The organism is Streptomyces sp. NPDC051677 (assembly GCF_044453465.1).
GTDB lineage: Bacteria > Actinomycetota > Actinomycetes > Streptomycetales > Streptomycetaceae > Streptomyces.
The window spans coordinates 48,469-70,832 of record NZ_JBITCT010000034.1; the positions used below are offsets into that span (position 1 = coordinate 48,469).

A 22,364-nucleotide genomic window follows, 5' to 3' on the forward strand; every position below is an offset into this window, starting at 1 on the left:
CCCCTTGCCCGGAAACGGATCCGCCTTCGCGCCCGCACTGGAAGCACTGCGCGGACCCTCCTGGACCGGCAGGTCATTCACCGTCGCCGGCCGGTCATAGCCAGGGCCCGAACGCGTCGGCCTCGGCACCGCACCACCCGAACCGTCCTGCCGGGGAACGGAGTTGGGCTTGACATCGCCGTGGGGTTCCGCACCCAGGCGCTGCCCCCCACCCGGAAACGGCTCGGTCCTGGATGCGCCCGCGTCCCCGTTCGGGCGTCCGCCTCTGGCCGGGGTGCCGCCGGGCGGGTTGTTCGCCCCGTCGGGCACCGGGCGTCCGGTCGCCTTCGGACTGTTCTGGCCCGGCACCGGGGAGTCCGGCGTCGACGCGCTCGGCTCTGTCTGCGTCCGGGCGCCGGACGCGTTGGTCGTGGGCCGCGTCTGGTCCGGGGAACCGGCCCCGGAGCCGGGACGGGCCTGCGGGCCCGTCGCACCGGCCGAGTCGCGGGTGGTCGTCTCGACGTGGTTCGTGCCGGAACTTCGGGTGGGGCCGCCGTTCGGCGTGTGCGTTGCCGGCGTCGTCGCATCCGGGCCATTGCCGGTGGAGACGTTTGTCGCCGGGGCGTTCCTCGGACCACCGGGCACCTGCGTGTTCGGCGCGGCGGGGTCCGGGCGGCCCGTCGTCGGTGCGGGACGTGGCGTTCCGGTCGCGGGCACTGTCGAGTTCGGCACGGTGGTGTCCGCATGTCCGGTGTTCGGTACTGGACGTCCGGTACTGCCCGGCGCATGCGTGCTGGGCGCGGCGGGGTCCGGGCGGCCCGTCGTCGGTGCGGGACGTGGCGTTCCGGTCGCGGGCACTGTCGAGTTCGGCGCAGACGCGTCCACACGCCCCGCGTTCGGCCCCGGACGCCCAGGACCACCCGGCACATGTGTGTGCGGAACCGACGAGTCGGGTCCGTTCACCGTCGGTGCCGAACGCGCGGGGACGCCCCCGGCCGTGGTCTGTGGGGGCGGCGCGTCTGCGCGGCTGACGCCGGTGACGGGGCGGCCGGCGCCGACGCCGCCCGGGGTGGGGGCGGGGGTGGCCGTCTCCGGAGTGACCCGGCCCGTGCCGTCGGGGCGGATGCCTGCGGGCGTGGGCGTGCGGGTCTCGGGGGAGCCGGTGGTGGTAGTGATCGTGTCCGGGGTGTTGATCCTGGTGTCGCCTGGGCCCAGGGACACCGTCTCCGAGAGGTTGCCGCCCGGCGGCGTGGGCGTGTCGACGCCCTTCACCGAAGGGGGGTTGACGTGCGGGGTCGAGCTCTGTGGAACCGGCGTGTTCCTGGGGATGCCGACGTTCGGGCCGCCGCTGTCGAGGGAGGCGGGATTGCCCTTGGACCCCGTGCCGGTGGGCCGCCAGTCCGGACCCATCCAGCCGCCCATGCCGGCGCCGATCCCGATGTTGATGCCCTCCGACTTCCAGTCGATCTTGAAATCGGTGTGCGTGGCCCAGGACGCGAGGGCCTGCGCGAACACGTCCGTGCCCAGAGTGATCGCGCCGCTCAGGATCGCGTTGATCAGGAAGTTGCCGACCGGCGCCAGGGAGCCCATCGCCGAGATGACGCGGCCGACGGCGTTGACGATGAACGCGAGTACCCGGCCGACGATCCCGAAAAGCAATCCCAGCAGGGCGCCGAGGCCGGGGAGGAGGAAGCTGAGCACGAGGCCGAAGAGGCCGGCGAGGCCGGCCAGCGCCTCCGCCTCGTTGATCTCCTCGATGGTCTTGTCGAGTTGGTTCGCGTACGTCTGCAGCGCCTCGCTGATCCGCCACGCCGTGATGGCCGACTCGAGGAGCTTGAGGGCGACACCGCCACCCGGCGCGCCCCCGCCCGCGTTCTCACTCGAGGCGTAGGCCTCCCGCGCGGCGTCCGAGGCGATGCCGGACCAGGGGATGCCGCGGACGGCCTGGACCGTGGACGAGTACGTCTCGGCGAACGTGTTGCCCACCTGCATCCAGTGGTCGGCCAACTCACGGATGGGCTGGGAGTCGAAGCTGATGGGCGCCATGTCAGATCCTTCGCAGTGGCCGGGCGCCCGTGCGGGGCGGCGGGGCGGGAGGCAGTGGGGTGGTGGGTCCGCAGCCGGCGGGTACGCCCCGTGGCCCTCCGTCGCGGCGCGTCGAGGGGTGCGCCGCGACGGAGCCCACCGCAGGCGTGCAGGGGGTCAGTCGGTCCCCGGATCGAGCACGGTCTGGACGATCGCGGGCTGTGTTCGGCGGCCGACGAGTACGCCGCGGCCGGCAGGCCGGCGTGCCGCGCGCTGGTCGCCGATGAGGGCGCCCTCGCGGGGGTCTCCGGAGAGGATCAGGCCGCCGGCGCCGAACTCCTGCATCCTGCTGACCAGCGGATCGGACATCAGCGCACGCCCCGCCCCGGTGACCCGCCGGGCGATGACCAGGTGGAAGCCGATGTCGGCGGCGTGGGTGAGGTAGTCGGCGAGCGGGGCGAGCGGGCCGCGCTGCCCGGCCTGGCCGGCGACCAGGTCGTAGTCGTCGACGACGGCGTACAGCTCGGGCCCGGACCACCAGTCGCGGCGCCGCAGTTCGCGGGAGCCGATCCCTGGGGGCGGCATCCGCTCGCCGAGCTTGGCGGTGAGTTGCTCGACGTACGTGGCTGCGTGGTCGTTGTTGGCTGCCTGGGCGGCCAGGTACTCGTCGGGCACGGCCTCCAGAAGTGAGCGCCGGTAGTCGAAGACCATGAAGCGGATGTCGTGCGCGGAGTTGCGCTCGGTCATGCCCCGCATCCAGGACCGCAGGAACGATGTCTTGCCGGAGCCGGAGTCGCCCAGGACCAGGAAGTGCGAGTCTCCCGCGCCCAGATCGACCGTGGCCGGGGCCAGATCGAACTCCCTTATTCCGATGGGCACTTCGCTTGAGGGCCGGGACTCGAGGGCGACCTGCGCCGCGTCGAGCGCCTGCGCGTGGGCGGCGGTCCCGACGGCGGACGCCCGCGCGGCCTCGACCGCGGCCGTCAGCTCGGCGGGGGTGATCAGCTCCGGCAGCACCCGCACCCGCGGGGCGATCGCGCCGGTCCACCGGGCGGCGGCCTCCGCGATCGCGCTCTGCTGCGCGGCGCCGAGTCCCTGAAGGGACTGCGTCCCGTCGAGCCGCGGCAACGCGATGTGCATGAGGTCGCCGGGGGGTGCGATGCCGCGCCCGGGGACGGTGTTGACCAGCAACTTGGCGGCCTTGCGGTTGACTTCGGACTCGCCCGTCTCGTTGAGCCGCAGTTCCAGCCGGCCGCCGATGGCGTCGCGCAGGTTGGTGCGTATCTCCATCCAGCGGTTGGCGGTGATCAGCAGGTGCACTCCCACGTTGAGACCACGCGTGGCGATGTCGAGTATCTGGCCCTCGGCCTCGTCCATGGCCGCGCGCAGCGCCGCCCAGTTGTCGACGACCAGCACGATGTCGGCCGCGTTCTGCCCGTCGGGCAGGTCGCCCTCGGCGCGCAGCCGGCGGAAGTCGGCGGCGGAGTCGATCCCGAGCCGCTCGAAGAGCCGCTCCCGGTCGACGACGGTCTGCCGTACGACGGCGAGTACCCGGCGGACCTTGGCCTCGTCGTGCCGGGAGGCCACGCCGGAGACGTGCGGCGCCTGCTCGAAGGGGCCCAGCGAGCCGCCGCCGAAGTCCACGCAGAAGAACTGGAGTTCGGTGGGGGTGTGGGTGAGCATCGCGCTGAGCAGGGTAGTCCGCAGTGCCATGGACTTGCCGGTCTGCGGTGCGCCGACGATGGCGACATGGCCGTGAGCGCCGTCCAGGTTGACCTGTAGGGCGCGCTGCGCCTGCATCAGCGGCAGGTCCACCACGCCCAAGGGGAAGGCGAGCCGGCCGAGCGGGATGGCGCCCTTGGTGGCCTGAAAGCCCCGCTCGGGGTCTTCGCCGACCGGGCCGAGCAGCGAGTCGAGGTCGATGTGCGGCGGCAGCGGGGGCAGCCACACCTGGTGCACGGGGCGGCCGTACAGCCCCAGCCGCTCCACCACGACCTGCATCTCGGTACGCGCGCCGGCGGTCGGCAGCGGCACCGGGGTCGCCGCCGGTTCCTCCTCCTCGTCTCCGGTGCGGGCCTGTTCGGCGGTGCGCAGGCCGTACGGCACCGGCTCCGGCGCGGGGCCCGTCCTCGCCGGCTCGGCGCCGTCCGCCCGGTAGGCGCCCGAGACGTGGGCGACGCGGAACCGCTCGTAGACCGACTCGTCGACCTTGAGGTACGCCGAGCCGGGGATCGGCGGCAGCTTGTAGGCGTCGGCCGTGCCGATGACCGCCTTGGACTCCGCGGCGGAGAAGGTCCGCAGGCAGATCCGGTACGACAGATGGGACTCCAGGCCGCGCAGCCGGCCCTCGTCCAGCCGCTGGGTGGCGAGCAGCAGATGCATGCCCAGCGACCGGCCGACCCGGCCGATCTGGACGAACAGCTCGATGAAATCCGAGCGTTGGGAGAGCAGTTCGCCGAACTCGTCGACCACGATCACCAGATACGGCATCGGCTCCAGCGGCCTGCCGTCCACATCGGCGCCGCCCTGCGCCTGCAGCAGCTGGTACTGGCGTACGGAGTCGACGTTGCCGGCGTCGCGGAGCATCCGCTGGCGGCGTTGCTGTTCGCCGATGAGCGCGGCGCGCATCCGGTCGACGAGGGCGAGGTCGTCGGCGAGGTTGGTGATCAGGCCGGCCACGTGCGGGAGTTCGGTGACCCCGGCGAAGGTGGCGCCGCCCTTGAAGTCGACCAGGACGAAGCTGAGGTGTTCGGGCGAGTGGGTCATGGTCAGGCCCGTGACCAGGGTGCGCAGCAGCTCGCTCTTGCCGGAGCCGGTGGCGCCCACGACCAGCCCGTGCGGGCCGATACCGCCCTGTGCGGACTCCTTGAGGTCCAGCACGAGGTCCTCGCCGGCGCCGGTCACCCCGATCGGGATCCGCAGCAGCGCCTCGTCGTCGGGGCTGCGCCAGAACGCGGTGGGATTCAGCTCCGTGAGGTCCCCGACGCCCAGCATGTGCGGCAGCGAGACCGTATGGGAGAGCACCTGGTCGCGTTCGCCGGACAGTCTGAGCGGCGCCAGGGTCCGCGCGACCTCCTCGTACAGCGCGGGCTCGGCCTCGTCGGCGACGGCGTCCTGAACCGGGTTGAACAGGCTCGGGTCCCGGCTCTCCAGGGTCAGTTCCCCGGCGTCCTCCAGCCGGGCGCGGACGTCGACCCGGCCGGGCTCCTCGTTCTCCCTGCGCACCAGGCAGACCACATGGATGCCGCTGCTCGGGCCGGCCTCGGCGAGCAGCTCGGCGAGCAGGGGCGTGCGGGCCCAGGCGGCGTCGGGGCGGTAGCCGTCGATCACCACGACACAGCGTCGGCCAAGAGTGGCCTTGTCGCGGGCCGAGGGCAGTAGGGTGGCGCGCTCGGCACGCTCGGCCCGGGCCCGCTCCAGCCTCCGTTCGATGACGTCGGCGATGCCGTCGAAGCGGCGGGCGACGGTCGGCACGACGCCGGCGCCACCGGCCTGGGCGTCGGTCTCATGGGTGTGCGGCAGCCATTTGGTCCAGTCCCAAAGCGAGCCGTCCTCGTCCTGGCTCTCCCGGTCCGGCTCCGGCGCGGCGAGGACGACCAGCTGGACGTCGTCGGGGGCGTGCAGCACGGCGAGTTGGAGCAGCAGCGCCGCGGCGCCGGCCCGGGTGCGTTCGGGAGTGCCCAGGAGGCTGACCACGCCGCTGCGGGCCAGGTCGATCCAGGCGGGCTGCAGTCCGACCGTCGCGTAGTCGCGGGCGAGCTTCTCCGAGGCGCGCTGGGACAGCGGCTCGTACTCGGCGGTCGGGTCGGACTTGTTGCTCTGCACGAGCTGTAACGTCGGCACGCCTCGGCCGAGTCCGAGGCGCACCCTCAGGAAGTCGGCGTCGTTCGGACGGCGTTCCCACACCCGGCGACGGCCGACGGCCATGGCCCACAGCCGGTGCGGGCCGGGGTGCACGAAGGCCCCGACCGCGCGCTGGGCGGCCGCGGAGTCGCGGGCCTGGGCGCGGATGCCGGAGAGGTACTCGACGTAGCGGTCCCGCTGGCGCAGCCGTTGCCGCCGGGTGGTGGAGCGGGACTGCCAGCGGACGTAGAGGGTGATGGTCACGGACAGCACCACGAAGAGCACGCCGAGCATGATCATCCACGGTCGGCCGAAGGTGACCATGTACGCGGCCATGCTCACGCTGCTGAGCAGCGGCAACAGAATGATCAGCCAGTTCGCCGCCTGGTTGTTGTGGGGCTTCTGGGGTGGGGCCGCCAGGGAGATCTTGCTCTCCGGCAGCGAGGGCGGGAAGGTTCGGGCGGGGCGGTGGAAGGCGGTTCGCGTCATGTCGGTGTGCCCCTCACCAGTCGGTGCTGACGGCGGTCTGGTCCGGATTCGTCTGGTCCTGCGGCGACGAGCCGGGGAGGTCGCCGCCGGAGGAGCTCAGGCCCTTGAGGAAGTTCTGGAACATCTCGGCGAGTGCGACCTCGGTCTGGGCGTTGCCTGCGGCGACCGCCATCACTCCGGCGGCCATCACGTTGAGCACCCCGCTCTCCGGGGCGTCCTCGGTGCCGAACAGCCCGCGCATGGTGGACGTCCACTGGTTGTTCATCTTGTCCACCTCCTCCTGGGTCCGGCCGGCCCAGCCCAGCGCGAGGCCCTTCAGCGTGTTGTTGATCGCGGTGATGCCGTCCGCGACCTCTTTCGCGTGCGCCAGCAGGTTCTTGGCGCTGTCGGAGAGCCCGGTCGGGTCGATGTAGAGGGAGGAGAGGTCGTAGTCGGCAAGGTCAGGCATGCGGCGCTCCGCGGTCGGGGGCCGCAGTTCCGCCGGGCGGAGACTGCGCCACGTCAGGTCATGTTGTTGTAGTTGGCGGTTTCCATGGCGTGGTAGTTGTCGTACGCCACCTGCATCCGGCGTGCGACCTCCTCCAGCAGGTCGTGCAGGTCGGTCTGCGCCCGCGCGAACCACTGCTGCACCTCTTCGAGGCTCGCCGAGGAGGGTGTCTGCCATTCGGCGCCGACCGTCCGGAACTCGGCGGCGATCCGGCTCATGGTCGACTCGATCTGGACCGACTGTCCTTTGACGGTTCCGGTGGCTTCCTTGAGGTGCCCCAGGTGCACCCTGAAATCAGACCACGACATATCAGGCACAGTCCGATCCTTTCCCATCGATAAACCGGGCTCTGGTACTTTATCAGAAGACGAAAGGGAGGTTGGAAATGCCGGACGATGGCGATGTCAAGCATTCACCGTACGACCAGTGGCAGCAGGATCCCGGCCCGGCCGAACCGGGGGGCGACCCGGACCGCGGAAAAGAATACGGCTATCTGGTGCCGAATGTCGCAGTCGGATGGGGTTCACTCCCGACCTTCAACAACCCGCCCCCGGACACCGGGCAGGGCGGAGACGCGGAGGCCCGCTCCGACGTACCCGCGACCCCGCCCATCAGGGTGGACCTCTCAGGGCTGCGGGCCACCGAGAACACCCTGCTCAGCGCGGTGCGGACAGCGGTCGACGCCTACCAGGGGCTACGGCAGCACGTGCTGTCGACGGAGGACGATGTGTTCGGCCAGAACGAAATGGACTGGTACAAGGACCCGACCTACTACGGTTCCATTCCGAGTGAGGTTCCCAGCAAGATCCAGCCCATCGCCCGGGAATTCGCGGCGTCCATGAATCCGGCAATGGAAAAGGCGCTGTATTTCATGGGCACCACGCTGGAACTGGTCGGCGAGTACATCGCTCTCGTGAACAGGACCGGGCAGACCTACTCCGAGGTCGACCGAAAATCGCGCTTCCCGACCGAAGGCACCTCCAAGGATGTCGTGACCTGATCCGAAATCAATCCGGCGATCCGCCGACGGTTCTCCTCTGCCGTCGGCGGACGCATGTCCAGCACATGAATTCCGTCAATAGCGCAGCGCGGTCCTCGGCGGCAGATCCTCGGGCCGCACGATCGTCAGGTCGTCGGTGCCCGGATCGAGGAGTTCGGCGACCCGCTGGGCGTGCTGCTCGGTCATCCGCTGGAACACCTGACGAGCAGTGCGGCCGTTGCCGAAGTGCTCGGTGCGCTCGATCCCGTCGAAGTACTCGAGGAGCGCGGTCAAAGTCGGGTCCGGCAGCTGGTACTGGTGCCGGGCCGCCTGGTAGCGGACGATCTCCACCAGCTCCTCGGAGGAGTAGTCGTCGAAGGTGAGTGTCCGGGTGAACCGGGAGGCGAGGCCCGGATTGGAACCGATGAAGCGCTCCATGTCCGTGGGGTAGCCGGCGGCGATCACCACGACCTCGTCGCGGTGATCCTCCATCAGCTTCACCAGCGTCGCGATCGCCTCGTGCCCGAAGTCGGTCGCCTGCCCGTGAGGCACCAGGGCGTACGCCTCGTCGATGAACAGCACCCCGCCCAGCGCCCGCCGGAAGACGGCCGTGGTCTTCGGCGCTGTGTGGCCGACGTACTCACCGACCAGCGATCCGCGGTCGGCCTCCACCAGGTGGCCGCGGGCCAGCAGTCCGAGCGCGGCCAGCAGCCGCCCGTACAGCCGGGCCACCGTGGTCTTGCCGGTGCCGGGGTTGCCGGCGAACACCAGATGGCGGCTGAGCGGCGGGGGCTGCAGCCCGGCCTCCTGGCGCCGTTGGACCATCTGCATCACCTTGGCCAGTGAGCCGACCTCCTGCTTGACCCGGTCGAGGCCGACCAGCGCCGCCAACTCGGCGAGCAGACCCGGAAGTTGCTCCCGGGTGGCGCCCTCCTGGGCCTCCCTCTGCGCCGAACCCCCTGTACCGGCGGCGGACTTGCGCGGCGCCGAACCGCCGCCGACCACGGCCAGGGCGCCCCCGGACGGCTCCGCCCCGGACTGCGGCAGGGTGCTGACCGCCACGTCACGCACCCGACAGCCCTCGAACACGGCCTCCGCGTCCTCGGCGGCCGACAGGTCCTCCTGGACGTCGTGCACCAGCAGCCGGCGCAGTACCGGCGCCGACTTGGGCCCTGCGTGGACGGCGGGGAAGGCCGAGCCCGAGATCTCGCAGTCCTCCAGGATGCCCGCGCCTCCCTCGTGCACGTACACCCCGTTCTTGCCCGCGCCGGTGACGGTGACCGCGCGGATCCGCGGGGTGGCCCCGGTCCACACCACCAGCCCGCTGCCCTGCGCGCCGGAAATCTCCATCTCCTCGATCCACGCCTGACTGCGCTCCTCCAGGAACACCCCGGCCGATCCGGTGCCTGTCACCTGCCCGCCCCTGATCAGCGCCGCCGTGTCGGCCGCCACCTCGATCCCGGCGCGCCGCACCGTCCGTACCTCGCAGCCGTCCATCAGCGGCCGGTGCCGGGTGTCGAGCCGCACCCCGGTCTCCGCCTCGCTGATCACACACTCGCGCAGCACCGCGTCGGCGCCCTCCACCTGGACCCCGGCCAGCTCGGTGCGTTCGATCCGGGTGCGCTCGGCCAGCAGGTCCGCGCCCTCCGCGAGCCGGATGCCGTGCTGGGCGCTGTCCTGCACCGCGCAGTCCACCAGCATCGCGTGGGCGTTGCCGGCGAGCTGCACCGCCGAGTGGCCGGTCACGGCGATCCGGCAGTCGGCCAGCTCCAGCACCGCGTTGCCGTCGACGAGCAGTCCGCCGGCGCCGGTGCGGGTGAACACCCCGTCCCGTGCCCGGACTTCGGCGTGGTCGGCGACCACGACCGCCGCATCGGGCACATCGACGATGCGGACCGACTCCAGCTCCACCCGGGCGGCGCCGAACGCGAACAGTCCCGCGCCGTGCGCCTCCCGCACATCGCAGTCCCGCAGCAGCACCCCGCTGGAGCCGGAGACCAGCACGCCCTCCGCCCGGGTGCGGAAGATCTCGCACTTGTCGAGCCGGATCCGGCGCTCGTCCTGCCCGGCCGAGGCGCCCCCGCCGCCCGCGTCGACGCCCGCCGCCTCGGACCGGTCCCGGTCCTGCCGCGGCTGCGGCGCGGGCCGGCCCGGCGCGTCCTCGATCCGTACGCCCTGGGCCCTGGTGTCGTGCAGCCGGCAGCCGCGCAGCAGCGGTTGCGCGGGCGCGTACACCAACAGCGCGGCATCGCCGGTGTGGGCCAGCTCGCAGTCGTCGAAGGTGGCCCTGCTGGTACCGCTGAGCAGGACCCCGCAGTCCGTGGTGCGCTGCACCCGGGTGCGGTGCAGCTCGGCCCGGGCGGTGTCGACCAGGGTGATCCCGTAGCCGTCGATCGAGCGGACCGTGCAGTCCTCGAAGCCGCCGTGTGCGGTCCCGGTGATGTGGACGCCGGCCCGCTTGGCGCCGTGGACCGTGCAGCCGCGCACCTGCGCCGTGCTGTCCCGGGCCAACTCCAGCCGCCCGCCCAACAGTTCGCAGCGCTCCAGTTCCAGGGAGCCGCCCCGGGCCAGCACCACCGGCTCGGCCGTGTCGCCGCCCTCGAACTCCAGCCCGCGCAGCAGGACACGGCCCGCCGAGACGCTGACGGCCGGGCCGTGTGCCGCGGTGATCCGTACGGTCCCCGGGCCCTTCTCGGCCACCACGGTGATGTCGCGGTCCAGGACCAGGGACTCCGTGTAGGCGCCGGGCTGAACAGAGACCACCGCGCCGTCGGCCGCCGCACGGACCGCCGCTGCGACGGTCCGGTGGGTCCCCCAGCCTCGGGAGGCGACGCGCTGCAGTTCGGGTGTCACATCGACTCACCCAGCTTCATCAGGGTGCCGAACACCCCGAAGACACCGACGGCCAGCGGTACGGCCGCGAGCGCCAGCGTCGAGGACAGCCCGCTGATCCAGGCGGGCCGCTCACCGATCGACTCGCCCTCGGGGAAGGCTCGGACCAGGCCGGCCCCGAGCATCACCGCGCCCGCCGCCAGCACGGCCAGCGGCCCCGCCCAGCCGGGTGCGCCGAGCTCGCCGGGCGCACTGACGGCTACGGCCAGCAGGCCGGTCGCACCGGCGACGACCACCGGCAGCACCGCCGCGGTGATCTTCAGCTGGCCCGCGCGCAGCAGCAGCGCACCGCTCACACACACCACTAGGACCAGGCCGTACGCCTCGTCGGAGGTGGCCAGCACCACCAGAGCGGCGATCAGCGCGGCGCAGAGCAGCTGGGTGAGTCCGGCCAGCACCCGGCGGCCCCTGCGGACCAGTTGGGGGACGGCCTCGCCGGTCGCCGGGTCCTCATCGGCGGAGGCGGACAGCGCGACGAGGTGTCCGGAGAGGATCGGAGCCACGCCCAGTGCGCCCATCGCCAGCACCGCGACCACCGCGGCGCTCTCGGCGCCGTCGGCGCCGAAGCCGGACAGCAGGCCCGCGGTGGGCAGCAGTACGGCGGTGAGCACCAGCGTGGTCAGGGTGATCACATGGTTGACGGCGAGCCGGGCCGCGAGGGCTCCCGCCAGCGCGCCGGCCGCCCCTGCGACGACCGTTCTGGGAGTGGTGTCCAGCGCGGTGGGGAGCATGACCGTACTCACCGCGACGAGCGGTACGGCCGACAGGGCCATGCCCAGCCGTACCGGCAGGGCCAGCGGCCAGGTGCGTCGGGTGGCGTGGCCGGCGAGCAGGGCCAGGCCGAATCCCGCCAGCAGTGCGGCCAGTCCGACCAGCGGGAAGCGGGGGTCGTCCACGGACAGCCCCACGAACCGGCCGAGGGCGCCGGCCATCCCGCCGAGGCCGACGAAGAGCAGGGTCAGCGCACGGTGCCGGGTGTCCCAGCGCAGCCCCTCCTCGTTCGCCTCCCCTACGAGCTCGTCCAGGTCGGTGATGACGGGCTCGTCGAACTCACCCGCCGCCATGTCCCGCAGATACAGCGTGGCGCCGTCCGCTACCCCGGACTCGGTCAGGGACACGCCCGGGGAGAACGGCTTGGCGCCGGGCAGGGCCAGGGACCAGACCGCGGGGAAGGTCTCGTCCTCTTCCTCCTGGCCGGTGAGCCGCAGCAGGGTCGGGGTGTACTCGGCGATGGCGGCCCGGGCCGGTACGGCCAGGTCGACCCGCCGCCGGGTGCCCACCACCGTGATCCGGCACCGTTCGTCGTCCACTTGTGCTGTCCTTGGAGTCGTGGGGGTAAGGGCCGACGGCTTCTAGTTGCCGTTGTTCCAGGTCTGGATGTTGGACAGCTCGGCGTCCGCGCTGTTCTGGTAGCTGATGTTCAGTGCCCGGGCGATCTCGCCGAGGATGCCCACCTGCGGGTCGAAGAGACCGGTGGCGGCCTGGTCCCACTCGGTCTGCCGGGCCTGGTAGTAGCCGGCGGCCTTGCTGCGCATCCAGGACTCGGCGAGCGGGGTGAGCCGCCGCTTCAGCTCGTTGAGCCGGTCGATGCAGTCGTCGGCCCGGTTGACGACGGCCGGCCCGGCGTCGGCGAGACCGGTCGTGACAAGGATCGGCAGGCTGTCGGGGCTGGGCACAGGGGGGCTCCTTGGAGGAGGTCGCGAACCGGCGCGACCGAGGCGTGTGTGGTCGTGCGGGGTTGCTCGGGGGCGGGTGCCGGAGTCGGTCTCAGCCGAAGTTGGCGGCCGGCAGGCTGGTCTTGATCGAGGCCATGTTCTTGTGGTTGGTGACCTCGGTGTGGTCGTAGTTGTGGTAGTTGCCCATCAGGCCGTCAGCGATGGCTCTCAGCGCCTCGTTCAGCTGGGCGGCGTAGATGTTCCACTGCACCATCAGGTCCTGGAACTCGTTGGCCGCCATGCCCTGCCACTCGTTCTGGAGGCCGGTCACATACGTCTGCAGCTGCTGCAGCCACTCCGCGATGTCGTGTGCGGTCAGCTGCGTGTCGCTGGAAGCCGCCTGCAGGTCGAGCAGCGTGACGCCGTACTCGACACCGCCGCTCAGGGTGTGGGGAGTGGGAGTGGACACGAATTATGGCTCCTAGCACATCGTGGTCCGATACCGAATCGAATCCGCACGCACGGCGGTCGCTGGCGCGCTCGGAAAAACTCCGCTCACGCGTCAGAAGGATATGCGGAACGCTAAATCAGCTGTGCGGCCAGGAATTGACCGCACGTGCACAGGGACTGGTCTGTCAGTGCACAGCGTTCGGTGCGCTCTGGGTCAACCTCGGTGAAAGAGGGCAGAGTTGGGGCGATCCAACGCTGTCGGCCGCCGGGCCGCGACCTGCCGGCGGCCGGGCCCGCGACTTCGCGTAGAGCGCGTTCGGGGCGTGCAAGAATCTCCGGAAAGCGACCGGCGTCAAACGGGCGTGGACAAGCCTGTTGTAGAGTGCGCAACAATTCGCGGAGAGCCATTCCTCACGCGCCGACAATCGACCGTCATCGGTATGGCTGGTCAAGGGTTGGCCGCCAGTCGTCATCACGGGTCGTAACCCGAATCGCGAAAGGATTCACGGCAGTGGGCGAACCCACCCGCAAGGAGCCCAAAGCACCAGGAATACCTGGCTTCGCCGCAAGCTTCGCCGCAAGCTCCCGGCAGCCGGGGGACCGCGACACACCCGGTGTGCTGTCCCGAGTGCTCACCTCCGGCCTGGTGATCGTGGTCCTGGGCACCGGTGTCTTCGGCATCGGCAAGCTGATCGACTACCAGCGTGACCGCGACCGCGACCGGGTGGCCGAGCGGGCTGCGACCGCGGACAGGCCGCTGTCCAGCCCCAGCGCGACCCCGACCGGGGGCCGCGAACAGCAGAGCGCCCCTCCACCGTCCGGCTCCGGCCGAGACGGCGGCCCGGCGCGGTACGCACCGCCGGCGTACAACCCGCCCAGAGGCGCGACGAGTCCGAGTGCCTCGGCCACCGCCGGCTCCGGCGGCAAGGGCGCCTCCGCATCCACCCCGGGGGCCGGCGGACAAGGCACGCAGCAGCCGTTGTCCGGCGGCGGGAAGCCGGTGAGCGGCGGTGGCGATTCGGGCGGCGCCACGTACCGCATCGTCGGTACGGACTCCAACAAGTGCATCGATGTGACCGACCACATTTACAGCGCTCCGGACAAGACCGCGCTGCAGATCTACGGCTGCGGCAACAACCCGAACCAGAAATGGACCTTCCACCAGGACGGCACCGTCCGCTCGCTCGGGATGTGCATGTCCGTGCTGGAGGGGTCCACCGCGGACGGCGCCGCGATCGACGTCTACCGGTGCAACGGCAGCGCCAGCCAGAAGTGGCGCTTCACGACCGCCGGGGACCTGGTCAACGTCAAGGCCGACAAGTGCGTCGACGTCAAGGACTTCGGCACCGCGGACGGCGCCCGGCTGCAGCTGTACAGCTGCGCGGGCACCGGCAACCAGAAATGGCGGCTGGCCTGACGGCCGCAGGACGAGGCAGGAGTTCACCATGACGAGCCCGCTGGGCGCACAACGCCCGGACATGCGGCAGTTTCTCCAGCAGGCCCAGGCGATGCAGCGCAATCTGCTCGACGCGCAGCAGGAGCTGAGCGCACTGCGGGTCCAGGCCACCTCCGGCAACGGTGCGGTGCGGGCCACGGTCGACGGCTCGGCGCGGTTGCAGAGGCTGGACATCGCGCCCGAGGTCGCCGACCCGTACGACACGGAGGGCCTCGCCCAGCTGGTGCTCGCGGCCATCCGGGATGCCACTGCGTCGGCCCAGGAGCTGGCCCAGCAGAAACTGCTGCCGACCATCGCGCACACCCTCGGCGACTCCATGAAGGCGAACCTTCGCGGTGTGACGGGCGGCGACTGAATCGGCGGCCCGCGCTTCGTGCAGCCCGGGCGGTGGTGGCGGGCGCCCGGTGGGGTGGCGGCGTGTGCTGCCACCCCCGGTGCGCCGACCGACCCTCAGAGGGTCGACATCATGATGCACCTGTTCGTGCTGACCGTCGCGGTCGAGGAGAGTTCGGCCGCGGAGGCGCTTGACGTATTCACGCCAAGAATGCCGAGGGTGACGGCCAGGCCGGCTCCCACGGTCAGTCGACGCATTGTGCTCACGTAAACGGTTCCCTCCCTTGTGCGGATGCTTACGGAGGTTGACCGTACATGATCGTCGGCTTATCGATCTAATCGAACAATAGTCACTGGTTGCGCATTGAATCACCGCCGGGTAAGTCGACTGTTCGACGCAGTAAGGCATGCCCCGCAGGAGTGCCGCCTACTGCCAGTCGTACCTCCGTCAACGCGCTCTCCGCCTGGGCTTTCTCGTCGACGTCATGCGTGCGCTCGGCCAGGGAAACGGCGAACTCCAGTTGTTCCCGCGCCGAGTCGAGCCGGCCGGCGTCGACATGGGCCTGTCCTATGCGCCGCAGCGCCTGTATCTCCTGATGCGCCGCGCCGATCACACGCGCGATGTCGAGGGCCTCCAGGAAATGCCGTAAAGCCTTCTCGGCGTCAGCTGCCTTTCGGTGCGCCTCGCCCAGGCCGATGAGAGTGTCGGCCTGACTCTTTCGGTCGCCGAGTGCGCGGAATTCCGCGAGCGTCTCCTCGTAGAGAGGGAGTGCCGCGGCGATGTCGCCCGATTCTGTGAGGGCGTCGGCCAGGCTGCCGCGTACCGTGGCGCGGTCGTAGCGGTTTCCGGAACGTTCCAGGAAAGTCAGCGATTCCTCGAAGGAGCGGCGGGCCGATTCCAGGTCTCCGCGACGCATGTGCAGGTCACCGATATTGTTGAGCGTCTTGCCCAGCGCCGCGTGATCGCGCGCCTCGGTGAATCCGCTCAGCGATTTCTCGAAGTGTTCGAGCGCGCGGTCGTGTTCCCCGAGAAACAGCAGAGTGACCGCCATGTTGTTGTGCAGACGCGCGCGGTCCAGGGCGTCTGTGGACCGCGCGACGAGGGCGAAGGCCTTCTGGAAGAGGACGAGCGCTGCGCGGTGGTCGCCGAGGTGCCAGTTCAGGGTGCCGAGCGCGCGCAGCACCTCGGCCTGCGCCTCCTGGTCGCCGGTCGCACGGGCGATGCTCAGGGCCAGCTCGCCGCTCTCGGCGGCCTCCGGGTAGCGGGCGGTGTGGGCGTGGACGGCGCTGAGATGGAGCAGGGCACGGCACAGCGCGGCCTGCTCGCCGGTCCGGGTCCAGTGGTCGACGGCGGGTTCGAGGACGGTGCGGGCGTCGTGCCAGTGGCACTCCGCGTTGAGGAAACCTGCCATGGCGTAGGCGAGTCGGGCGGCGGCTGCGGGGTGTCCCCGATCGCGGGCGTGGCGCTCCGTGGCCAGCAGGTTCGCGCGCTCGGCGGCCAGCCACGACCGGGCGGCCTCCGCGTCGGCGTCGCCGGCCGCCCGGCGGGGCGGAGCGGCGGGGGCGTGGTCCCGCGGCGGGGCGGGTCTGGTGCGGCGGGGGTAGGCGGCGCGGTCGGCGCGGTCGGCGGCGTCGGCGTAGAAGTCCAGGAGGCGCCGCAGGACGTCGGCCCGTTCCTGGTCGGTGTCGTCGGTGAGGGACCTGGAGTGGCCGTACTCGCGCAGCAGGTCGTGGAACCGGTAGCGGTCCGGGGTCGGCTCGCGCAGCAGATGGCGGGCCAACAGCGCCTCCAGCATCCGTTCCGCGACGGCCGGGTGCAGTCCGAGTGCGGCGGCTGCCGCATCGACCGTGAGGTCCGGGCCGGGATGCAGACCGAGACGGCGGAAGGCGGTGCGTTGCTCCGGGGTGAGGGTCCGGTACGTCAGGTCGAGGGCGCGGGCCATGTCCTGATCGGCGTCCCGGATCTCGCCCAGTCTGCCCTCGGTGCGGGTCAGCCGATCGGCGAGCGTGGTGAGGGTCCAGGCCGGGTGGGCGCGGAAACGGCTCGCGACCAGCTCGATCGCGAGCGGGAGATGGCCGCATAATCGAACGATCCGGGCGGTCTCCTGGATGTCCAGGGCGCGTTCCTCCCCGGCGAACGCGCGGAACAGGGCGATGGCGTCGTCGGTCGGCAGCACGTCGAGCGGGATGTGCCGGGCGCCCGGCAGGCCGGTCAGATGGCGCCGGCTGGTGACGATCGTCAGGGAGGCCGAGCCGCCCGGCAGCAGCGGGCGGATCTGGTCGGCGCTCACCGCGTCGTCCAGGACGATCACGGCCCGCCGCTCGGCCAGCATGCTCTGCCACAGCGCCGTACGGTCCGCCACATCGACGGGGACGGTCTCCGCGGGTGTCCCGAGCAGGCGCAGCAGTGTGGCCAGGGCCGCTCCGGGACCGAGCGGTTCGCCGACGGGGGAGTGCCCCCGCAGGTCCAGGTACAGCTGGGCGTCGGGGAACCGCTCCGCGAGCCGGTGCGCGCCGTGCACCGCGACGGCGGTCTTGCCGACCCCCGCCATGCCGCTGACGGTGCTGACGGACTCCAGGCTGATCACCCAGCTGTCCTCCGCCGCAGCGTCGACCGCGGCGCTCAGCGCCCGCAGTTCCGCGTGCCGGCCGACCAGGGGCGGCTGATGCGGCAGGTTCCTCGGCGGCCGTGGCCGCGCCGGCGGCGCAGGCGCGGCCGGGCGGGGCGCGGCCGTCCGGCCCCGGACGAGATCGACGGCGGGGACGCGATCGAGGATCCCGCGGTGGATGCGGTTCAACTCGGCGCCCGGGCGGGAGCCGTACTGCGTCATCAGCAGCTGACGGGTCTCCTGGTGCACCCGTAGCGCGTCGGTGTACCGGTCGCTGCCGTAGTAGGCCAGCATCAGCTGACCCGCCAGCGTCTCGTCGCCCGGATACCGGTCGACGAGGCCGGACAGGTCGGCGCTCACCTGCGCGAACCGGCCCAGCCGGAGGGCGGCGGCGATCCGGGAGACGGCGGCGCTCAGCCGTCGTTCCGCCAGGGTCCGGCGCATGGTCTCGGCCCACAGGCCGGGCAGCCCTGCCAGGGCCTCGCCCCGCCAGAGGGCTTCGGCGCGGTCGAGGAGGGCGACCGCCTGCTCGTCGTCACCGTCCGCCGCGCCGGACCCCGCCCGCGCCACGAGTTGTCGGAACCGGTGCCAGTCGACGGATTCGCGGGCGGCCTCCAGCGTGTAGGTGTGGGCGCGGCTGACGATCCGGGGCGCGTTCGCGGACGAGGGGTCCACCAGCCGCAGCCGTCTGCGCAGCCGCGAGACATAGCTGTGTGCGTTCGCGCGGGCGTGCGGCGGAGGTTCGCCGTCCCAGAGCCGGTCGAGGAGCATGTCCAGCGCGACCGGTCGGCCCACGTCCAGTGCCAACAGGCCCAGCAAGGTCCTTTCCTTGTCCGAACCGAGCTCCACGCGCCGACCGTTCACCCGGATGCCCACCGGGCCCAGTACCTGGAATTCCACCAGCGCCTCCCGCTGGTCCGGCCATTTCGACGAACTGGCAGTGGGGAATGTGCATGCCATGGAGCGATGAGCATGACAGGGAGCGGAGGGGGTTCCAAGGCACCGCCGAGGGCTGGCCGATTCGTTTCCGTGTCATGCGCCCGACCTCGGTCGTCGGCATCGTCCGGGACGCCGCGAGGGTAGGACCATCTTGATCGATGGAGCGGGCGACCGGTCGGAGGGGGACGAGCGGTATGAGCGCGGCACGCGAGGACGGCCCGGAGAGAGGGAGCAGCAACACCATCGGCGGATCGGCCCGGTTCTACGGACCCACCGTCCAGGCCCGCGACGTCCACGGCGGCATCCAGGTGCAGACCGCACCGCCGCAACCACCACCGACGCCCCGTCAACTCCTGCCGGTCCCACCGCACTTCACCGACCGCCGGGACGAACTCACCGCCCTGGACCGGCTGCTCACACGGCGTGCGGAGACCGGTTCCCGCCAGCCGCTGATCGTGGTCAACGGCCCGGCCGGCATCGGCAAGACCACCCTGGTCTCCCGATGGCTGCGCGGGCACCAATCCGCCTTCCCCGACGGCCAGTTGTACGCCGATCTGCGCGGCCACGCGGCGGACGGACCGGCGGGCCCCGGCGAGATCCTCGGCCGGTTCCTGCGGGCGCTCGGCGCCTGGGCGGTGCCGCTCGACCTGGCGGAGCAGGCCTCCCTGTGGCGGTCCGTCACCGCGGACCTGCGGATCGCCGTCATGCTGGACAACGCCTTCACCGCGGCCCAGATCCGGCCGTTGTTACCGGGCGGCCCCGGCGGCCTGGTCGTCGTCACCAGCCGGCACCGGCTGACCGGACTGCGCCTGGACGGGGCCGACTTCCACCGGTTGCAGGCCCTCGGCCCCGCCGCCGGGGTGGAGCTGTTCATCCGCGGCGTCGGCGAGGGCCGGGTCTGCGGAGAACTGCCCGCGGTCCGCCAGGTCGTGAACCTCTGCGCGGGCCTGCCCCTCGCGGTGTGCCTCGCCGCCGCCCGGCTCGCCGCCCGCCCCGGACAGCCCGTCGCCGCACTGGCGGACGCTCTCAGACCGGACGTCGGCCGCCTGGCCGCGCTGGAAGTCGAAGGGGAGGCCACCGTGCGCAAGGCCCTGGACGCGTCGTACGCGGTGCTGAGCGCGGAGGCCGCCCGGATGTACCGGGCCCTCGGTCTGCTGCCGCTGCCCGACTTCGACTCCCGGACGGCCGCCGCGGCCTGCGGGCAGCCACTGGAGTGGGCGGAACGCCGACTGGACGAACTCGTCGAGGCCAGTGTGCTGGAGGACATCGGACCCGACGCGTTCCGCTTCCACGACCTCGTCCGGGTCCACGCCCGCCACCGCGCCACGACCACCGACACCGAGGCGGACCGCGAACGCACCCTGCGACAGGTCGCCGACTGGTACCTGCTGACCGCGACCGAGGCCCAACGCGCCATCACGCCCATCCAGTTCACCCTGCCCCGGACCTACGCCCACCCGTCCGCGCTGCCCGCACCCTTCACCGACGAACCCGGCGCCCTCGGCTGGCTGCACGACCGACGCAGCCACCTCATGGCGATCCTCCGCCTGGCCGCCGAGCGCGGCTGGCACGCCACCGCCTGGCAACTGGCCGACGCCATGTGGCCGTTGTTCCTGCGCAGACGCCACTACGACCTGTGGATCGAGGCCCATCGCATCGGCCTCGCGGCCGCCCGCAGCGACGGACACCGGGAGGCGGAACGGCAGATGCTCAACTCCGGGGCCATCGGCCTGAGCGCGGCCCGCCGGATCGACGACGCCACCGAGTGGTACACGCAGTCCCTGTACGCGGCACGCGACGCCAAAGACGCGCGCGACGAGGGGCAGGCGCTGCTCGGCCTCGGCGGCTGCCACTTCGAGGCGGGATGTTTCGCCGAGGCGGTGGCGCACCTGAACCGTGCGGCGCGGACATGGGAGGAGTGCGGCTATCCGCGCGGGGTGGCCCTCGCCCGGATCGTGCTCGGCGAGGTCGCGCTCGCCGAGCACGACCCCGACCGGGCCGTCGCTTGCTTCACCGAGGCCCGCACCGGGCTGCTGGCCGTGGCCGACCCGCACGACGCGGCCCGGGCCCTCGCCTTCCTCGGCCGGGCCCGCGCCCGCACCGGCCACCCCGCCACGGGCGCCGCGCAGATGGAGGAGGCGCTCGCCGTGTTCACCGCCTCCGGCGCCGTCCACTGGCAGGCCCGCACCCTGGAGATGCTCGGCGACAGCGCACGCGAACAGGGCGAGGAGAGGGCCGCGGACGAGTTCCGCGCCCGCGCCCTCGCCCTGTACGAGACCACCAGCCCGGCCGACGCACGCCGACTGGGGCGACCGTAGGGCGTGTCTCGAAAGCCCGGTCCGGCTCGCGCGTCTTGCACCGCACCGGATGCCGCGAGCTCCGCCCGCCGGGCGAACGACGCCGCCTTCGCATCACGCCCTCGGCGCGCACACCGGCGCACTCGTCCTCAGGCGTCGTACAGCACGCGGACGTCCTCGATCTCCGCCAGCGTGTGGCCCGCCACCAGCCAGGCATGCAAACAGGACGCCAACAGGGGTTCGTCCGGCGGTACTTGGCGGGCCAGCGGCACGACCGTCCGGCTCGTGGTCTCGGTGACCGCCCAGCCGCCCCCGGTCAGCGGCGCGGCGGCCAGACGGCAACCCGGCTGGGCGGCCGTGATCGCGCCCAGCCGGCGTGCCGCGTCGGCGAACGGGCGCGGGCGCCGCTCGTGCAGCACATCGGCACAGGCCGGCCACCGGGCCTCGGGACACAGCCCGACGTCCAAGGCGACGTGCTCGTCGACGCCGGCCACGGCCCCGTCCGGGCCGGGCTCCATGAGGCCGACCCGGGCCAGCACGTCGTAACTGCTCCCCGCCGACCGGATGCGCAGCGCCAGGTCCGGCGCCGTGCCCCGGCGCGGTCCCCGGGGACAGGGCAGCGGCGCCCGCACCCGGACGGAGACGAAGCGCATCACGCCGGCACCCCTCGGCGGCCCCGCGCCCAGGTGTCCAGCGGCGGCGGCTCCGGCAGCGCAGCGGTCTCCGGTTCGTGGGCGGGCTGGCCGAGGCCCAGCAGGCGGTACATGAGCCGCCGCATGTTGCGGTTGAAGCGGCCGGGCTCCGAGGTGAGCCGCGAGGCGATCGCCGCGTACTCCTCCCGGCGGTACTCGGCGGCGGCGTACTGGAGCTGGCCGACCAGCGGGTGGGTGGGCGACAGCGCGGGCGCGGTCACGGCGAGGGCGGCGGCGGGCGAGGCGGGGTTGATCTCCCGCTCCGGTGAACTGGCCAGCAGGATCGGCGCGTCGGTGAGCGTGCCGTACAGCGTCACCGACCCGTGGTCGCCGATGATCCAGTCCGCGGCGATCAGCACCCCGCGCCAGTCCGCCTCCGGGGGCACGAGCGCGATGCCCCGCTCGGCGCAGCGCGCCAGCCAGGCCCTGACCTGCCAGGAACCGTGCCCCGACCACACGTTGGGGTGGACGAGGACGACGGACCGGAACCGCGCGGCGGGCAGTTCGGCGACGAGCCGGGGCAGCAGCGTCTCGAACCGGCCGAAGGACGAGCGCGCCCCCCAGGTCGAGGCGACGACCACCAGCTTCTCGCCGTTCGAGAGCCCCAGCGCCCTGCGGTACCGGGCGCGCAGCGGCAGGCTCGCCGCGATCCGGTCGTGCGCCGGATCGCCGACCACATGGGCGAGGGGAAGCGCCTCCGGGCAGTGCCGTTCCAGGTCGGCGAGTTCGGCGTGGTGGGGCACCGCCACGGCGGCGGGCAGCCGTCCGCCGGGGGCGAGGTCCTGGCGGCGCAGTCCGGCCACGCCCGTGTGCCGGACCGACACCAGCCGCTTGAGATAGCCGGCCCCGTGGGGCAGCGTGATCAACGGCGCGGAGATCTTCTCCACGCCCCGCGGCCCGGCGGCGAGGGCCAGGTCGAACGTCATCCGCACCGCCTCGTCCCACGGCAGCACCGCGCCGCCCAGCCCCTTGAGGAAGCTCGGCACCTCGTCGCCGAAGACGTGCGGCGGCGCCGTGAACACCACCTGCACCCTGAAGTCGGCCTCCAGCAACGACAGGACGTCCACCAGCCGTTTGCCGTAGGTGAGGGTGTGCACGACGACCAGCACCAGCTTGTGCTCGACGAGTGTCCGCCACTCGCGCTCCTCGACCGACGGCTCCGTACTCTTCCGCAACGCCGACATGAAGTCCCCCGTCGTCCCGTGCGGGCCCGATCCGGCCCGTTCAGCCGGGCGTCTG

General features: G+C 72.1%; 14 protein-coding genes and 1 pseudogene. 4 read left to right on the plus strand and 11 right to left on the minus strand.

What is annotated here, in order from left to right:
- The 4 genes and pseudogenes from ACIBAF_RS32615 to ACIBAF_RS32630 all read right to left on the minus strand — a co-directional run.
- Positions 1–2,025 (minus strand): annotated as a pseudogene (locus ACIBAF_RS32615) (hypothetical protein); the annotation flags it as partial.
- A gap of 156 nt (positions 2,026–2,181) precedes the next feature.
- Positions 2,182–6,336, minus strand: coding sequence for a type VII secretion protein EccCa (gene eccCa, locus ACIBAF_RS32620; protein WP_399467791.1), 4,155 nt, complete (start codon positions 6,334–6,336; stop codon positions 2,182–2,184).
- A 13-nt stretch (positions 6,337–6,349) separates the two neighbouring features.
- On the minus strand, positions 6,350–6,784 hold the full coding sequence (locus tag ACIBAF_RS32625; RefSeq protein WP_399467793.1) for a WXG100 family type VII secretion target: 435 nt from the start codon (positions 6,782–6,784) through the stop codon (positions 6,350–6,352).
- A gap of 53 nt (positions 6,785–6,837) precedes the next feature.
- On the minus strand, positions 6,838–7,131 hold the full coding sequence (locus tag ACIBAF_RS32630) for a WXG100 family type VII secretion target (RefSeq protein WP_399467794.1): 294 nt from the start codon (positions 7,129–7,131) through the stop codon (positions 6,838–6,840).
- 77 nt (positions 7,132–7,208) lie between these two features.
- Between ACIBAF_RS32630 and ACIBAF_RS32635 the strand changes: the two genes are divergently transcribed.
- Complete coding sequence (locus ACIBAF_RS32635; RefSeq protein WP_399467795.1) at positions 7,209–7,823, plus strand: hypothetical protein; 615 nt, start codon at positions 7,209–7,211, stop codon at positions 7,821–7,823.
- 75 nt (positions 7,824–7,898) lie between these two features.
- Here ACIBAF_RS32635 and ACIBAF_RS32640 read toward each other — a convergent pair whose 3' ends face one another.
- From ACIBAF_RS32640 to ACIBAF_RS32655, 4 genes are all read right to left on the minus strand, one after another.
- Positions 7,899–10,655 (minus strand): right-handed parallel beta-helix repeat-containing protein, encoded by a 2,757-nt coding sequence (locus ACIBAF_RS32640; protein ID WP_399467796.1) that lies wholly within the window; start codon positions 10,653–10,655, stop codon positions 7,899–7,901.
- On the minus strand, positions 10,652–12,004 hold the full coding sequence (gene eccD / locus ACIBAF_RS32645; protein WP_399467797.1) for a type VII secretion integral membrane protein EccD: 1,353 nt from the start codon (positions 12,002–12,004) through the stop codon (positions 10,652–10,654). Before eccD ends, ACIBAF_RS32640 begins: the two co-directional genes overlap by 4 nt.
- A 42-nt stretch (positions 12,005–12,046) precedes the next feature.
- Entirely contained in the window at positions 12,047–12,370 is a 324-nt protein-coding gene (locus ACIBAF_RS32650; RefSeq protein WP_399467798.1) for a WXG100 family type VII secretion target, read from the minus strand.
- 91 nt (positions 12,371–12,461) lie between these two features.
- A complete protein-coding gene (locus tag ACIBAF_RS32655; RefSeq protein ID WP_399467799.1) occupies positions 12,462–12,818 on the minus strand; it encodes a WXG100 family type VII secretion target in 357 nt (118 codons plus the stop codon).
- 492 nt (positions 12,819–13,310) lie between these two features.
- Here ACIBAF_RS32655 and ACIBAF_RS32660 point away from each other — a divergent pair, with 492 nt between their 5' ends.
- Positions 13,311–14,216 carry a ricin-type beta-trefoil lectin domain protein gene (locus ACIBAF_RS32660; RefSeq protein ID WP_399467800.1) on the plus strand — a complete coding sequence of 302 codons (906 nt, stop codon included), beginning with the start codon at positions 13,311–13,313 and terminating at the stop codon, positions 14,214–14,216.
- 28 nt (positions 14,217–14,244) lie between these two features.
- Positions 14,245–14,610, plus strand: coding sequence for a YbaB/EbfC family nucleoid-associated protein (locus ACIBAF_RS32665; RefSeq protein ID WP_399467801.1), 366 nt, complete (start codon positions 14,245–14,247; stop codon positions 14,608–14,610).
- Between the two features lie 328 nt (positions 14,611–14,938).
- On the opposite strand, the gene ACIBAF_RS32670 is transcribed toward ACIBAF_RS32665, so the two are convergent.
- Complete coding sequence (locus ACIBAF_RS32670) at positions 14,939–18,157, minus strand: AfsR/SARP family transcriptional regulator (protein WP_399467802.1); 3,219 nt, start codon at positions 18,155–18,157, stop codon at positions 14,939–14,941.
- A gap of 173 nt (positions 18,158–18,330) precedes the next feature.
- Between ACIBAF_RS32670 and ACIBAF_RS32675 the strand changes: the two genes are divergently transcribed.
- Positions 18,331–20,454 (plus strand): tetratricopeptide repeat protein, encoded by a 2,124-nt coding sequence (locus tag ACIBAF_RS32675; protein WP_399467803.1) that lies wholly within the window; start codon positions 18,331–18,333, stop codon positions 20,452–20,454.
- 128 nt (positions 20,455–20,582) lie between these two features.
- Here ACIBAF_RS32675 and ACIBAF_RS32680 read toward each other — a convergent pair whose 3' ends face one another.
- Positions 20,583–21,086 carry a hypothetical protein gene (locus ACIBAF_RS32680; RefSeq protein WP_399467804.1) on the minus strand — a complete coding sequence of 168 codons (504 nt, stop codon included), beginning with the start codon at positions 21,084–21,086 and terminating at the stop codon, positions 20,583–20,585.
- Complete coding sequence (locus ACIBAF_RS32685) at positions 21,086–22,309, minus strand: hypothetical protein (RefSeq protein ID WP_399467805.1); 1,224 nt, start codon at positions 22,307–22,309, stop codon at positions 21,086–21,088. The genes ACIBAF_RS32680 and ACIBAF_RS32685 overlap by 1 nt, the downstream gene beginning before the upstream one ends.
- Between the last annotated feature and the right edge of the window lie 55 nt (positions 22,310–22,364).